Annotated in this window: 12 protein-coding genes and 1 pseudogene; 4 read left to right on the top strand and 9 right to left on the bottom strand. The window is 66.6% G+C overall.

What is annotated here, in order from left to right; all coding sequences use genetic code 11:
- Positions 1 to 91 precede the first annotated feature (91 nt).
- The 7 genes and pseudogenes from IG171_RS06790 to IG171_RS06760 all read right to left on the bottom strand — a co-directional run bounded on the left by IG171_RS06790 (position 92) and on the right by IG171_RS06760 (position 7,804).
- A pseudogene (locus IG171_RS06790) lies at positions 92 to 2,466 on the bottom strand (excinuclease ABC subunit UvrA).
- Between the two features lie 5 nt (positions 2,467 to 2,471).
- Entirely contained in the window at positions 2,472 to 2,882 is a 411-nt protein-coding gene (locus tag IG171_RS06785; protein ID WP_212130839.1) for a VOC family protein, read from the bottom strand.
- Between the two features lies 1 nt (position 2,883).
- Complete coding sequence (locus IG171_RS06780; RefSeq protein ID WP_212130837.1) at positions 2,884 to 3,309, bottom strand: helix-turn-helix transcriptional regulator; 426 nt, start codon at positions 3,307 to 3,309, stop codon at positions 2,884 to 2,886.
- Entirely contained in the window at positions 3,306 to 4,823 is a 1,518-nt protein-coding gene (locus IG171_RS06775) for an APC family permease (RefSeq protein ID WP_212130835.1), read from the bottom strand. The genes IG171_RS06780 and IG171_RS06775 overlap by 4 nt, the downstream gene beginning before the upstream one ends.
- Positions 4,824 to 4,881: 58 nt before the next feature.
- Positions 4,882 to 6,234: an NAD(P)/FAD-dependent oxidoreductase gene (locus IG171_RS06770; RefSeq protein ID WP_212130833.1), complete on the bottom strand. Its 1,353-nt coding sequence runs from the start codon at positions 6,232 to 6,234 to the stop codon at positions 4,882 to 4,884.
- A 209-nt stretch (positions 6,235 to 6,443) separates the two neighbouring features.
- Positions 6,444 to 7,268 carry a septal ring lytic transglycosylase RlpA family protein gene (locus IG171_RS06765; protein WP_249204148.1) on the bottom strand — a complete coding sequence of 275 codons (825 nt, stop codon included), beginning with the start codon at positions 7,266 to 7,268 and terminating at the stop codon, positions 6,444 to 6,446.
- 212 nt (positions 7,269 to 7,480) lie between these two features.
- On the bottom strand, positions 7,481 to 7,804 hold the full coding sequence (locus IG171_RS06760; RefSeq protein ID WP_212130829.1) for a hypothetical protein: 324 nt from the start codon (positions 7,802 to 7,804) through the stop codon (positions 7,481 to 7,483).
- A 55-nt stretch (positions 7,805 to 7,859) separates the two neighbouring features.
- On the opposite strand from IG171_RS06760, the gene IG171_RS06755 reads away from it, so the two are divergent.
- Complete coding sequence (locus IG171_RS06755) at positions 7,860 to 8,633, top strand: glycerophosphodiester phosphodiesterase family protein (protein WP_212130827.1); 774 nt, start codon at positions 7,860 to 7,862, stop codon at positions 8,631 to 8,633.
- A gap of 62 nt (positions 8,634 to 8,695) precedes the next feature.
- Complete coding sequence (locus IG171_RS06750; protein ID WP_212130825.1) at positions 8,696 to 9,037, top strand: RNA polymerase-binding protein RbpA; 342 nt, start codon at positions 8,696 to 8,698, stop codon at positions 9,035 to 9,037.
- A gap of 100 nt (positions 9,038 to 9,137) precedes the next feature.
- Here the strand turns inward: IG171_RS06750 and IG171_RS06745 are convergent, their stop codons facing one another.
- A complete protein-coding gene (locus tag IG171_RS06745; protein ID WP_212130822.1) occupies positions 9,138 to 9,893 on the bottom strand; it encodes a polyprenol monophosphomannose synthase in 756 nt (251 codons plus the stop codon).
- A gap of 277 nt (positions 9,894 to 10,170) precedes the next feature.
- The gene (locus IG171_RS06740; RefSeq protein WP_212131573.1) at positions 10,171 to 11,136 is read right to left on the bottom strand and encodes a metal-dependent hydrolase; all 966 of its coding nucleotides are present in this window, start codon (positions 11,134 to 11,136) and stop codon (positions 10,171 to 10,173) included.
- 70 nt (positions 11,137 to 11,206) lie between these two features.
- Between IG171_RS06740 and IG171_RS06735 the strand changes: the two genes are divergently transcribed.
- Positions 11,207 to 12,889, top strand: coding sequence for a 5'-3' exonuclease H3TH domain-containing protein (locus tag IG171_RS06735; protein ID WP_249204146.1), 1,683 nt, complete (start codon positions 11,207 to 11,209; stop codon positions 12,887 to 12,889).
- Positions 12,890 to 12,931: 42 nt separating this feature from the next.
- Positions 12,932 to 15,193, top strand: a complete 2,262-nt coding sequence (gene secA2 / locus IG171_RS06730; RefSeq protein ID WP_212130820.1) for an accessory Sec system translocase SecA2 — start codon at positions 12,932 to 12,934, stop codon at positions 15,191 to 15,193.
- The last annotated feature ends 5 nt before the right edge of the window (positions 15,194 to 15,198 follow it).

Genomic DNA, 15,198 nt, shown 5'->3' with positions numbered 1-15,198 from the left:
AACCTGAATGCCGCGCCCCGGCGCGACGCAGTGTCGTCACCGGGTCATGCGCGCCTCTCCCCTGCGATCGCCCTGTGCCGCCCCTGCGGGGTCATTTGCTCACATAGGCGGCCAGATGCTCGGCGGTCAGCGTCGCCCCAGGTTCCGAAGCGGCGGCGACGAGTTCGGTCGGGCTGCCTTCGAACACGATGCGACCGCCGTCGTGACCTGCCCCGGGACCGAGATCGATGATGTGGTCGGCATGGGCCATGACCGCCTGGTGGTGTTCGATGACGATGACCGTGCGGCCTGCGTCGACGAGATCGTCGAGCAGGCGCAGCAGATTGTCCACATCAGCCAGGTGCAGGCCGGTCGTCGGTTCGTCGAGGATGATCACCTGCGCCGAATCGGCGGTCTTGGCCGACAGCTGCACTGCGAGTTTGAGCCTCTGCCGCTCTCCCCCGGACAGCGTCGTCAGCGGTTGGCCGAGGCTGAGATAGCCGAGTCCCACCTCATCGAGGACGGTGAGGATCTTCACAGCCGCCGCGATCCGCGACTCCCCCGCACGGAAGTGCTCGACGGCCGCGGACACCGGCAGATCGAGGACCTCGCGGATGTTCATTCCCCCGAGCGTGTATTCGAGCACCTGTGCCTGGAAGCCCTTGCCCTCGCATTCGTCGCAGGGCGCGGACACACCGCCCATGAGCGCCATGTCCGAGTAGATGACTCCGGCGCCGTTGCACGCCGGGCAGGCGCCTTCGGAGTTCGCACTGAACAGGGAGGGCTTGACGCCGTTGGCCTTGGCGAAGGCCCTGCGGATCGGTTCGAGCAGGCCGGTGTAGGTGGCCGGATTGCTGCGTCTGGATCCCTTGATCGGTGTCTGATCGATCATCACCACGGCGTCCCGACCGCGCAGCGAGCCCTCGATGAGGCTGCTCTTGCCGGAACCTGCGACACCGGTGATGACGGTGAGCACGCCGAGCGGCAAATCGACGTCGATATCGCGCAGATTGTGTGCCGCCGCTCCCCTGACCTCCAAGGCGCCCGAGGCCTCACGGACTCCGTCCTTGAGCGCGGCGGTGTATCCGAGGTGGCGACCGGTCAGGGTGTCGCTGCGACGCAGCTGGTCGACGGTGCCGGTGAAGGTGATCTCTCCCCCGCTGCTCCCGGCCCCGGGACCGAGGTCGACGATGTGATCGGCGATGAGGATCGTCTCCGGTTTGTGTTCGACGACGAGGACGGTGTTGCCCTTGTCGCGCAGCGCCAGCAGAGATCGTTCATCGCCCGGATGTCGTGCGGGTGCAGACCGATCGTCGGTTCGTCGAAGACATACGTGACATCGGTCAGAGACGAACCGAGATGGCGGACGAGCTTGATCCGCTGGGCCTCGCCGCCGGACAGGGAACCGGCCGAACGATCGAGGGACAGGTAGCCGAGGCCGATGTCGGTGAAGGCCCGCGCATCGGCGCGCAGTGACCGGATCAGCGCACTCGCCGTCGGGGCCTCGATCTCGGCCAGCCAGTCGTCGATGTCCGAGATCTGCATGGCGCACACCTCGGCGATGGATCTCCCGGCCACCAGCGATGACCTGGCCGCGGCGTTGAGGCGAGTGCCATCGCATTCGGGGCAGACGGTGTAGACGACGGCGCGGTCGACGAATTCGCGGACATGCTTCTGCATCGCCTCACGATCCTTGGACAGGAAGGACCGGCGAATGCGCGGGAGGAGTCCGTCGAAGGTGAAGTTCGTGCCGTTGATCCGAATCTTCTCCCCGTCTGCGTGCAGAAGATGGTGCCGTTCGGTCTCCGAATAGTCCGCGACCGGTTTGTCGGGATCGAAGAACCCGGACTCGGAGAACATGCGCACCGACCAGCCGCCGGGTTTGTACCCGGGAATCGTGATGGCGCCGTCATTGAGAGATCTCGACTCGTCGATCACCTCGCCGAGGTCGATGTCCGTGGCCGTGCCCATGCCCTCGCAGTTCGGGCACATGCCGCCATTGACGGAGAAGGTGCGGCGCTCGACCTGCGTGCCCTCCCCCTTGGCGATGCTGACAGCGCCCTTGCCGCTGATCGTGGCGACATTGAACGAATAGGCGTTCGTCGATCCGAGGTTCGGTTCGGCCAGGCGGGCGAAGAGAGTGCGCAGCTTCGCGTTGATGTCGGAGACCGTGCCCACCGTCGATCGGGGGTTGGCCCCGATCCGCTCCTGGTCGACGAGGATGGCCGTCGTCAGCCCCTCGAGGACGTCGACTTCGGGGCGGGCCATAGCGGGCATGAAACCTTGGACGAAGGCCGAGTACGTCTCATTGATCATCCGCTGGGATTCGGCAGCGATGGTGTCGAAGACGAGTGAGCTCTTGCCCGAACCGGACACGCCGGTGAAGACCGTGAGACGGCGTTTGGGGAGGTCGACGGACACATTCTTCAGGTTGTTCTCCCGTGCTCCGCTGACGCGGATGAGGTCATGGCGGTCGGCCGCGTGCACCTGTCTCAGCTCCTCTGCTGGATGCGGATCATGTTCCCAGCCGGGTCGCGCAGGGCGCAGTCGCGCAGACCATAGGGCTGGTCCATCGGCTCTTGCACGATCTCAGCGCCCTCGGCTTCCACCTCGGCGAAGACCGCGTCGACATCGGCGCTGGCCAAGACGATGCCGGCGTAGCTGCCCTTGGTCATGAGGGATTCGATGACCTCGCGTTCGGTCTCGCTGATCGTCGGATCGGTGATGGCGGGGGTGAGCACGATCGAGGTGTCGGGCTGGTCGACGGGGCCGACCGTCAGCCACCGCATCCGCCCGGAACCGACGTCCAGGCGCAGCTCGAAGCCGAGGACTTCGGTGTAGAAGGCCAAGGATTCCTCGGCATCGACATGGGGCAGGAAACTTGCGTTGATCGAGATATTCATGTCAGCAATCGTAGACTGCTGCGGCGGGTGGGACTTCTCGATTCCTGACCGGTCGCAGCGCGTTCTTGACCAGAATCGTCGGCAGGCGGTGCTCTCCGGAGACGACGCCGTCACGGTAGGCCCGAGGAGAGACGCCCACGAGTTCGCTGAAGCGGGTGCTGAAGGTGCCCAGAGAGGAGAAGCCGACGGTGAAGCAGATCTCCGTGATCGTGAGATCGCCGCGGCGGATGAGCGCCATGGCCCGTTCGATTCTGCGGGTCATGAGAAAGGAGTACGGGGACTCGCCGAACGCCGCCTTGAACTGGCGACTGAGGTGGCCGGCGGACATGTGCTCGGTCGCGGCGAGAGCCTCGACGCTCAGCGGTCGGTCGAATTCACGGTCGATGCGGTCACGGACCCGCCGCAGAGCGACCAGCTGCTGTCTCATCCCGCATCGACGCCCTGGCGCAGCGTCCGGCCGCGGAAGAAGTCCGGGTGGCGGATCGATTGGACGATCATGATGGCCGCACCGAGGAGGAGCACCCCGATGCCGAGGACGAAGACGAGTCCGACGCCGAAGACCGACGAGCCCGAACCGTAGTCGGGGTCGAGCGAATCGATCGCGGTGGTGACGAAGATGACCAGCAGGGTCACTCCCCCGATCAGCGGGAACAGGAACCGGAAGAAGAACGTGCGAGCCGAAGTGAACAGGGTGCGGCGGAAGTACCAGATGCAGGCCAGGCCCGTGATGCCGTAGTAGAAGCAGACCATGAGCCCGAGTGCGGTGATCGTGTCCCACAGTGCGTTCTCCGACAGCAGCCGCATGACCACGTAGAAGATGATCGCCGCCCCCGCCGAGGTGACTGTTGCGACCGAGGGCGACTTGTAGCGGGGAGAGACGCGACCGTACTTCTCCGGCAGGGCCCCGTAGTGGCCCATGGCCAGGATCGTGCGCGAGGGAGAGACCATCGTCGCCTGCAGCGACGACAGCGAACTCGAGAGCACTGCGATCGAGACGAGCACGGCGAAGGGACCCATGACCGGTCCGGCCAGTGAGGCGAAGATCGACTCCTGGTTGGCCGGATTGCCCGCGCCGAGGCCCTCGGTGCCGATTCCGGCGAACGAGATCACCGCGACGGTGCAGGCGATGTAGATGATGACGATCGCGAGGATCGTGAGCAGGGCGGCCCGTCCCGGTGTCTTCTCCGGGTCCTTGGCCTCCTCGTTCATCGTGATGACTGTGTCCCAGCCCCAGAACAGGAAGATCGACAGCGACACCGCAGCGGCGACGGTGGAGAAGTCACCGGCGGAGAACGGATTGAACCAATCGATGGACACCGGCGTCGGGTCGAAGGCGGTGCCGCCGGCGACCTGGACGAGTGCGGCGACGACGAACCAGCCCAGGGCGAGGACCTGGAACGCGACCAGCCACACCTGGAGCCTCTCGGTGGCCTCGACGCCGCGGTAGGAGATCCATGCCGCCGCTGCGGTGAGCACCACGGTGACGGGGATGTTGATCCACAGGACGCGGGTGAGTTCGGCGATCTGCGGATCGCTGAACACTTGGGACAGGAGGAGGAAGAGGAAGTCCACGGCCACGGCCGCGAGGTTCGAGAGCACGAGGACGGTTGCGGCCACCAGGCCCCAACCGCCCATCCATCCCAGCCAGGGCCCGAATGCCCGGGTCGCCCAGGTGAAGGTGGTCCCGGAATCCGGCATCGCGGTGTTGAGCTCCCGGTATCCGAAGACGACGAGGAGCATCGGCACGAAGCCGATGAGCAGCACCGACGGGGTGTGGACTCCGACTTCGGAGATCGTCGGCCCCAGTCCGGAGGTCAGCGTATAGGCCGGGGCGATGCAGGAGATGCCGATGACGGCTCCTCCGATGGCCCCGATCTTGCCGGCCGAGAGTCCCTTCGAACTCAGTCCGGTGGTCGTCGGCGACGAATGCTTGCTGCTCATGGCTCGGTCGTTTCAGGTCAGTGGCGGACGGTCGGGCACGATGATCCGGGCAGAGGACTCAGGCGTTAAGAATGCTCTCGGCAGTGGCGGTGCCGATCCGCACCGCCCCGTCGACGTGCTGGTAGCCCTCGGCCGCGATGTCGGAACTGGCGAAGCGGAGAGGACCGACCGGTTCGTTCTGGTACCGGCCCCAGCGGTGGAGACCTCCGAGGTCGTAGCTGGTCGCATACGCTCCGCGGGTCCACTCCTCGGCGCCGAAGTCCGAGAGGTAGAAGACCTCGGGCTCGAGCGCCTGAGGGCCGAGGAACTCGGCGAGGGATTGCAAGATCTGCTGCCGACGGCTGTCCTCGTCAAGAGCCCACATGGCATCGGCGCGGACATCGGAGATGAACCCGACCAGCGTTCCCTGCTCCTCGCCGTAGTTGGTGTTGTCGTAGACCTCCTGGACGAGGCGTCCGGCCCCGAATCCGGTGCCGGACAGGCCCTGTTCGCGCCAGAACGGGGTGTTGTAGGTGGCATGGACCTTGATCACCAGGCCCATCGACTGATGCTGGTGGAAGATCTGCTGCAGCCGCGGCAGGGGCGGATCGTAGCTGATGCGCGAGTAGAGGTTCGGCGGGACGGCGATGATCGCCTCGGTCGCGCGAACGGTCAGCTCATCGGTCGAGACCGTCACGCCCTCATCGGACCAGTCGATCCTGCGCACCGGCTGGTTCAGGCGCACGGTGTCGGATCCGAGCTCGTCGGCCATCTGCACCGACACCGACTGCATCCCGCCGACGACGCGACGGTCGAGGATGAAGTGATCGTCGACGAGGTGGGTGAACGACCCCGCCGAGGCGGCCATCAGCACCGCTTGGAGGGCGGAGAACGCGGTGGCCGGTTTCGTCAGCATTCCCCCGGCGATGAACAGGCCGATGTTCTCACAGGCGAGTTCGTCATCCGACTGCTGCCGCAGCCAGTGGTGGAAGGAGATGGAATCGAGTTCGGCCGCGTCCGGCGCGTCCCAAGGAGCCTTCGGGCCGATCCTGGCTGCGAGTCCGTCGAGGATTCCGATGAGCCGTTCCATCTCCGAGCGGGTCGACTCCCCCACGGGGAACATGTCGCCGCTGTAGACGGTCCTGGTTCCGTCGGGGGCGATGTAGACGCTGTCACCGTCGCGGTACCTCGGGTAGGTCTCCTTGCCGAGTTCTGCGATGAGGTCGAGCAGTGCGGTCTGGTCGGGTGAGATCCACTGCCCGCCGAGTTCGTACATCTGTCCGTCGATGTGATCGGTCCAGGTGCGGCCCCCGACCCGGTCACGGGCCTCGAGGACGGTGACGCTGCGTCCCGCCTTGCGGAGTCGGCGTGCGGCGCTCAGCCCGGTCGGGCCCGCTCCGATGATGACGACGTCACAGGCGTCTTCCGACATGGCGATCTCCTCCGCAGGGGGTGTGTGGACGGCTTCAGACTAGCCAGCCCGCCCGCTCCTGCCAAGACGAGAGGCGGTGGGTGCGGAATCCGCACCGGAGACCGAGCGCGGACTGATTCGCATGCCCGTGCCGAAGTGGCGCCCAGTGCAGGCGGACCCCGACGGTCGGAAAAATTCTTCCGCCGACTCGGATCATGGATTCCGCAGAATCACTGCACTTCGTACTTGCCGTTGATCTGTCCGGCGCCGACGCCGCCGACGGCTTCCATGGCGGCCTTCGACAGGTCGAAGCAGCGGTTGCCGTGGTAGGGGCCGCGGTCGTTGACGCGCACGGTCACGGATTTGCCGTTCGCGGTGTTCGTGATCTTGACCTTCGAACCGAACGGCAGGCTCTTGTGCGCGGCAGTGAGCTTGTTCGTGTCGAAGGTCTCTCCGTTGGCGGTCTTCCGGCCGTCGAATCCGTCCCCGCCGCCGTAGTAGGACATCGGGCAGCTGCCCGACTGGCCGGCCGATTCGCCGGACTTCGACGGCTCGTCGTTCTCGTCGGGTGCGGAGCCTCCCGTTGTCGACTCGTCGCCGCCGGAGGACCCGCCCTTGTCGGCCGACTCCGCGGATTCGCTCTTCTTCGGCGGCTCGGGCTCAGGGCTGGGGGTCTCGACCTTCGTCTCGATCGTGATCTCCTCCGGGTCCTCCTTGGCCTGCTTCTTCGCCTTGGCCAAGAACTCATCGGCAGCCTGCGTCGGTTCGGCGGGGGCCACGGCGGGTGCTTCGGCGGGCGCTTCGGCGACGACCTGTCCGCCCGGAGCGGCGTCCTGCGGGGCCATGGCCAGGCTCGAGGCGACGACGGCGGCCGTCGCGGCGGTGGGTACGACGAACGCCGAGAGCACCGGCCGGGTGCGCACAGCCGCCAGCACTCCCCCGGCGGTGTTCGCGCGGTCGGGTGAATGCCGACCTGATCTCTTCTTCGCGGTCAGTGCGGAGAAGAGAGAACCGCTCGCCTTCGTGCTCGGTGCTGAATGTCTGCCCACAGTCATGTTCCTCGTCGTCGTCACACAGTGTCCCGTCAACTCGGAGCCGGAGGGGAAGGACTCAACGCAGCACGGCCGGTGCGAAGATGCTCCAAGTTATCGGATCGTTATCCGCGGACAGTCTAATTAAGGAACTGTTACAAATGCAATGCGGCACACCGCTCGGTGTGCCGCATTGATGAGAGCCCGCTCGCTCCGGGCGCGGTGAGCGCGGAGAATCAGCGAGATCTGCGGGTGACGAATCTGCGCACTCCGTCGGCGCCGGAGGTCACGGTCTCCTGGGCTCTGTCGAAGGCGCGTTCGACCTTGCCGCTGCGCACCGCATCGTCGATCGCATGCGAGACGGAGCCCAGTGCCCGGTTGACGGAGTTCTCAGTGGCCTCGATGAGACGGGAGGACGATGTCGCCTCGCGCACGCTCCTCACCCCGCTGCTGGCTGCGCTGTAGGCGCGGCCCGCGGCCCAGCGGACGCGTTCGCTGGGAGTCTTCGAGGTCGAGTCGATGACATCGTCGGGTTCGAGGGGTTCGCGGTGTGAGCTCATGCTTCCATCCTTGACGACGCACCGATCGAAATCAACACCCGGCTAGGATTGGACCATGAATTCTCAGCCTGGGGTCACCGCAGACCCAGAGATCATCGCCCACCGCGGCGGCCTGTGGCCGGGCATGAGCGAGAACACCCTCGAGGCCTTCGGCGCTGCCGCTCAGGCCGGGGTCCACTGGATGGAGACCGACGTCCACACCTCCGCGGACGGCGTCCTCTTCGCCGCCCACGATTCCGATCTGCAGCGCATCGCCGGTCGGCCGGAGAGCATCCGCGAACTGCCGGCGGACGAACTCGACGAGATCGAACTCGTCGCCGGCGGTCGGCTCCCCCGTCTCGAGTCCTTGTTCGAAGCGCTCGGCGACGTCGAGTGGAACATCGATGTCAAGGCACGCCACAGCATCGGACCGATGATCCGGTTCGTCCACAACTTCGACGCCGCCGATCGCATCCGCCTCGCGTCGTTCGACTCGACGACCCTGCGTCGGCTGCGCACGGCGCTGCCGGGGGTGCGCACCTCGACCGGCACGACGGAGACCGCGCTGTTCGCTCTCGGGCGGCTGCCGGGAATGCCCGACCACGGTCCGGTGCCGCTGGCCGCGGAGGTCGACGCCCTGCAGGTTCCCCGCAGGTACAAGGGCATTCCCGTGGTCACCGCGGACTTCGTCGACCGTGCCCATCGCTCGGATCTGCTCGTGCACGTGTGGACGGTCAACGACGCGGAATCGATGCGTTCGCTTCTCGACCTCGGCGTCGACGCGATCGTCACCGATCGGGTGGAGACGGGACTCGATGTGCTCGCCGGCACTGGCCGGCCGACGGAATAGCACGAGGCGGTAGACTGTTACATTGCGTCCAAGGTGTGCAGTCGAGTCGGAAGGTCTTAGATATGAGCGAACGCAGTCTCCGCGGAACACAGTTGGGCTCACGCAGCCTCGAAACCGAGGAGGGCGTCGAGCCGGCGCCGCGCCAGATGGTCGAATTCGAATGCGAGGACGGGACTCGGTTCAAGGTTCCCTTCTCGATCGAAGCAGAGGTCCCCTCGACCTGGGACTCCGGAGTCCACGGAATCGGCATCCGGGTGGGAATGAACGAACCCGATGGCGAACCCGTCAAGCATGTGCGCTCCCACTGGGACATGCTGCTCGAGCGCCGGTCCTTCGACGAACTCCAGGTGCTCCTCGACGAGCGCCTGGCCATCCGTCGCGGAGAGGCTCCGGCACAGAGCTGAAGCCCGAGTGGGCCTACCGCTGACGAGGGGGTGCAGATCTTCGGATCTGCACCCCCTCTGTCGTGCTCTGGCGAGTTCGGCCGTGTCGTCACGGCGGGCTTCAGGCGGCCCGCGACCGGCGCAGCAGGCGACGCAGCTGATTGCGACGGCGAGTCAGACCCCAGCCGGCGACCTTCGTGAAGGCCTCGGTGATGATCGATCCGCTCATCTTCGATTCGCCGAGTTCGCGCTCGACGAAGACGATGGGCACCTCGGCCACGCGGAACCCGGCCTCGACGGTGCGGTAGGTCATATCGATCTGGAAGCAGTACCCCTGCGACTGCACGTCCGACAGATCGAGAGTCTCGAGCACTCGCCGCGTGTAGGCACGGAAGCCGGCGGTCGCGTCCCTGACCCGCAGTCCCATGACCGCATTGACGTAGACATTGGCGCCGCGGGACAGGAGGAACCGGGACTTCGGCCAGTCGATGATCGCTCCACCGGGCACCCACCGCGATCCGATGACGAGATCGGCCTCACCCGAGCGGGCGACATCGAGCAGCTGGCCCAGGTCGAGGGGACGATGCGAACCGTCGGCATCGAACTCGCAGATGATCTCGTACTCGCGTCCGAGCGCCCAGGCGAACCCGGCGATATAGGCCATGCCGAGGCCGGATTTCTCGCTCCGATGGAGAACGTGGACGCGGGAATCGGTCCGCGACAGCTGCTCGGCCCACTCCCCTGTGCCGTCGGGTGAGCCGTCATCGACGATGAGGACGTCGACGTCCGGCTGCTGTTCGAAGAGTCCGGACAGGGTCACCGGCAGGGCGAGGCGTTCGTTGTAGGTCGGGATCACGACGAGAGTATTGGAAGGCACGGCCCCCACGATACGCGCTCATCCGAGACACAATGAGTCGACACCCCCGCCTTCGGACCACGCCGCTGTCGCGGTGAGTTTTCTAATGACGGGAGTGCCGACTCCATCCCACCTGTCGTGGAATGCTCAAGTCGAATCTAATGGCCGACAGCGACCGTGTAAAGCCGCTCTGACCTGGGGCGATGACTGAACATGCAGGTCAGGGGCGTGAATTCTCGGCAGAAATGTCTCCGCTGACCGGCGTGTCGGCTGGACACGTGGCCCCGATCGGGCCGTCTCAGAGTGCGATGCGGATCGGCAACGGCACATCAGGTGCCAGTTCCGGCAGCCCCGGGGTCCCCGACCGGGGATCCGTGCTCCATGCCGCGACACGCGGATCGGCGACCTGGACGACGAGCCGTTCGACTCTCCAGCGCACGATGTCCGCCTCCGCCCCCGGGGCGAGGACTCCGCCCTCGGGATTGCCCGCCGCCCGGTGGGCGAAGCGGGTCGCGGCGTTGAAGCCCGCGCGTGCGCCGATGCCGCTGTCACCGACGACGGCCGCGCGTACACTCGCCCAGGGCGAGGACTCCGAGTGGCTCAGCGAGACCTGGGCTCCGGCGGCCAGCAGCTGGGACAGCGGCTGCGCTCGCGCGGGGTCGACCGTGATCGCCACTCCGGACCGGCCGAGGGCGTCGACCTGGGCCTCATCGACGGTGAAGTCCAGCAGCAGACGGTAGCCGTGGCGCTGTCCGTGAGCGGGTTCGGCCTGCAGGCGAGCCAGGACCTGATCGAGGCGGTCACCGGAGTCGATGAGGACGAAGAGGCTGAGCGCCGGCAGGTCCTCCAGGGCCAGGAAGTCCGCCGCGTCCACGGCGGCGCGAGGGCCCACGGAGTCGGCGGCCGAGGAAGCGGACGAGCCTCCTGCCTCGGCACCGGCGGCAGACAGCATCGGATAGTCGACGACCGACAGGCCCGTCGGGGCCTCGGCGGCGAACTCGGCGATCGCCTCGGCGGTGCCGATCACATGCGCATGGGTGAAGCCCTGCTCATGCAGCTGAGCGGCTCGCGGAGCCGTGCCGTCGAGGACGAGCCCGGCGTGGACGAATCCCGGGGCGAGGAGATCACCGGCCAAGTCGATCGCGTCCGGGTCGAGGGCCTTGGCCGCTTCATCGGATCCGATGAACGAGACCTTGCCGTCCGTGCACCCGAGCGCCGTCGCGAAAGGGTCGACACTGCTGTATACATCTCCACCAAAGTACATAGTCACAGCCGACAGGCTACACCGTCGCCGGCTACACCTGTGTCAGCGCCGTCGGGTATCGTCAGCGGATGTGAAGCCCTTGGTTCTGCTCGATACGCCCGCACTGTACTACCGCGCCTTCTATTCGGTGCCGGATTCGATCGTCAACGACGACGGTCAGCCGGTCAATGCCGTGCGAGGCGTGCTCGACGCCGTCGCTCAGATGATCCGCCGCTTCGACACCGACCGTGTGGTGGCGACGATGGACGCGGACTGGCGACCGGCCTTTCGCACCGCGATCATGCCCGAATACAAGGCGAATCGGATCAGAGACGAGGAAGCGGGCACCGAGATCCCGGCCGAACTGGCCGGTCAGCTGCCGATCCTCAACCGCGTCCTCACCGCTGCCGGGATCCCCATCGCCGAGGTGGACGGCACCGAGGCCGATGACGTCATCGCGACCATGGCCGCGCAGTCACGCACTCCCGTCGTCATCGTCTCCCCCGATCGGGACCTGCTGGCACTGCTCGACTCGAGCGCTCAGATCAGCGTTCTGCGGCCCCGCAAGGGAGGACAATGGGAAGCGCTGACGCAGGCCGATCTGCCCGAGGTCTACGGGGTGCCCGACGGCCGGCGGTATCGCGAGCTGGCCGCACTGCGCGGAGACCCCTCGGACGGGCTGCCCGGCGCGCCCGGCATCGGCGAGAAGACCGCGGCGACCCTGCTGGGCAATTTCGGCTCGCTCGACTCGATCGTCAAGGCGGCCAAGGCCGGAGTGAAGACCGGAGGCCTGAGTCCGAAGCGCGCGGCCACCATCATCGACGTCGAGGCCACTCTGTACAAGACGCTCGAGGTCATGCGGTGCCTGACCGACGTCGACCACGGCATCGACCTCGAATCGGTGCCCGGTGCCTTCGACCGGGCCGCTCTCGCCCGAGCCGCTGAGGGCCAGAACCTCCGCCGCTCCGTCGACAATCTCACCTCCGCGCTCGTCGACGTCAACGCCGCGGCCGTCGCCGCACCCGCACAGGCGCCGGCTGTGGATCCGAGGCCCCCTGCTGATCCGACTGTCGACAGTTCCGCTCCGGGACACGCCCGACCCTGGACGGCCTCGCGGCTCGTCGGCTTCGACCTCGAGACCACCGGCGTCGAACCGGAGACGGCCCGCATCGTCACCGCGGCCTTCGTCGACTCCGCCACCGAGGTGCGCACCTGGCTGGTCGATCCCGGCATCGAGATTCCCGAGGCCGCGCGCGCCGTGCACGGGATCACCACCGAATACGCTCAGGCGAACGGGGCCGAAGCGCGGCAGGGCGTGACGGAGCTGTGTGAGATCTTCTCGGCCCTCAAGGACGCCGGAGCGGTCGTCGTCGGCCACAACATCGTCTACGACCTCAGCGTCATGGCCGCCGAGGTGGCCAGGCACCGACCGGACATCGACTTCGCCGCGATCATTCCCACGATCGTCGACACCTTCGTCGTCGACAAGCACATCGATCCCTACCGCAGGGGCAAGCGGACGCTGATCGAGACCGCGAAGACCTACGGGGTCGATCTCCTCGACGCCCACGATGCCGCGGCCGATGCGCTGGCTGCGCTGGACATTTCCCGTGCATTGGCCGAAAGATCCACGGAAATCGCAGCGCTGAGCAAGGCCGAGATCATGGCCGCCCAGGCCGATTGGAAGCGCGAGCAGGCCGCGGGACTGCAGGCCTGGCTGCGGAAGAAGGGCAACGCCGAAGCCGTCGTCGACGGTTCGTGGCCGATGGCCTGAACGCTAGACTCGACACCGACGAACACACGACGAAGGACGACAATGGGAATCTTCTCTCGACTGCTCAATCGACCCGGCTCTCATGCGGAGAAGGCCACGGGCTGGTTCGAGCGTGCGGCCGATGACCTCGCCACCGCCGGGCGAGAGTACGCCGAACTCAGCGACGCAGAACTGACCGAGGCCGCAGGAGAGGTCTTCGCCTCGGGAACCCAGCAGGAGACGCTGACCCGATACTGCGCCCTCGCCCGCGAAGCCGGCGAACGGGCTCTGAACGAACGCGCCTACGACACCCAGCTGCGCGGCCTGATCGGCCTGCTGCAGGGCAACGTCGTGCAGATGGCCACCGGTGAGGGCAAGACCCTCGTCGGTGCCCTGGCCGCAGCCGGCTACGCGCTGCAGGGACGCCGGGTCCACGTCGTCAGCGTCAATGACTACCTCGCTGTGCGCGACCGCACCTGGATGAAACCGCTGTTCGATCTCCTCGGGGTGCGTTCGGCGTCGATCTCAGGTTCACAGGGCGATGATGAGCGTCGTGAGGCCTACCGGGCCGAAGTCCTCTACGCCTCGGTCACCGAGGTCGGATTCGATGTGCTGCGCGACCGGTTCATCACCGACGATGCCGACCAGCGCATACCCGAACGAGACGTCGTCATCGTCGACGAAGCCGATTCCGTGCTCATCGACGAAGCCCGCGTGCCCTTGGTCCTGGCCGGTTCGGCACGGGTCGAGGACGCCGATGAGACGATTGCCGCGCTCGTCGCCCGTCTCACCCCCGGCACCGATTTCGAGGTCAGCACCGACCGGAATGCCGTGTCGCTGACCGACGCCGGGGTCGACCGCGTCGAAGCCGAACTCGGCGTCGAACTCTTCGGACACAACTCCGAGACACTGGCGGCGGTCAACCTCGCCCTCCACGCCCGGGCGCTGGTCAAACGCGATGTCGACTATCTCGTCGTCGACGGCCGGATCAAGCTCATCTCCTCCTCCCGCGGTCGTGTGGCCGAACTGCAGAGGTGGCCCGATGGGCTGCAGGCCGCCGTCGAGGCCAAGGAGAACCTCGGCACCACCGACAGCGGAGAGATCCTCGACCAGATGACGGTCGAAGAGCTCATCCACGGCTACGAGACCGTGTGCGGGATGACCGGCACCGCCCTGGCCGTCGGCGACGACCTGCGCGAGTTCTACTCCCTCGAGATCGTGCCCATCGACACCCATCTGCCGGTGATCCGCATCGACGAACCCGACCGCCTGTTCACCTACCAGGAGTCGAAGGAGCGCGCGATCGTCGAGGAGGTCGCGGAGAACCACAGCCGCAACCGTCCCGTGCTCATCGGCACCTCCTCGGTGGCCGAGAGCGAGTCACTGGCCGAGAGGCTGGCCGATCGCGGCATCGAGGTCGCAGTGCTCAACGCGAAGGACGACTCCCGGGAGGCCGAGATCATCGCCGCTGCCGGCGCGCCCGGCGCAGTCACCGTCTCGACGCAGATGGCCGGCCGCGGAACCGATATCCGCCTGGCGAACGACGATGTGGCCGAGGCCGGCGGACTGCTCGTCATCGGCGCGGGTCGCTACCCGTCGTCTCGGCTGGACGATCAGCTGCGCGGCCGCGCCGGGCGGCAGGGCGATCCGGGCACGTCGGTGTTCTTCACCAGCCTTGAGGACGAGCTGCTCACCCGGGTTCCGGAGATCCAACGCTTCGTCACCGAAGGTGATGAGACCGGGCTGATCGAATCCAAACGCGCCCGCGGACTCGTCGAGCACGCCCAGCGCATCGCCGAGGGCCAGAACACCGCCCTGCACCGTGACACCTGGCGGTTCAACGAGCTCATGGCCAAACAGCGCGAGCTCGTCCTCGAACGGCGATCCGAGATCCGCAAGGACGATGAACCGGTGGCACAGCTGCGCGAGGAGCTCGGCGACCGGGCCGAGGAGATCGTCGAGGAGCAGTCGGAGGAGGTCCTCGACGCGGTTCTGCGCAAGGTCATGCTCTTCCACCTCGATTCCCGTTGGGTCGACCACCTCGCGTTCCTCAACGACCTGCGCGAGGGCATCCACCTGCGCACCTTCGCCAGAGAGAAGCCGCACGAGGCGTTCAACGCGGAGTCCATCCGCATCTTCTCCTCGTTCTGGTCCGATGTCATCGACGATTCGGCGGCGACGATCAGGGACGCCGAGATCACCGCCGACGGCATCGACCTCGAATCCCACGGACTCAAGCGTCCCTCATCGACGTGGACCTATCTGACCACGGAGAACGCCTTCGGCTCGGACATCGAGAACATCGTCAAGAAGGTCAGGCGCTGAGGACG

This window comes from Brevibacterium sp. SMBL_HHYL_HB1 (assembly GCF_018208375.1).
In the GTDB taxonomy this organism is placed as follows: Bacteria; Actinomycetota; Actinomycetes; order Actinomycetales; family Brevibacteriaceae; genus Brevibacterium; species Brevibacterium intestinavium.
The sequence above is the reverse complement of the archived record's forward strand: the minus strand, read 5'-3'. Positions and strand labels throughout refer to the sequence as shown.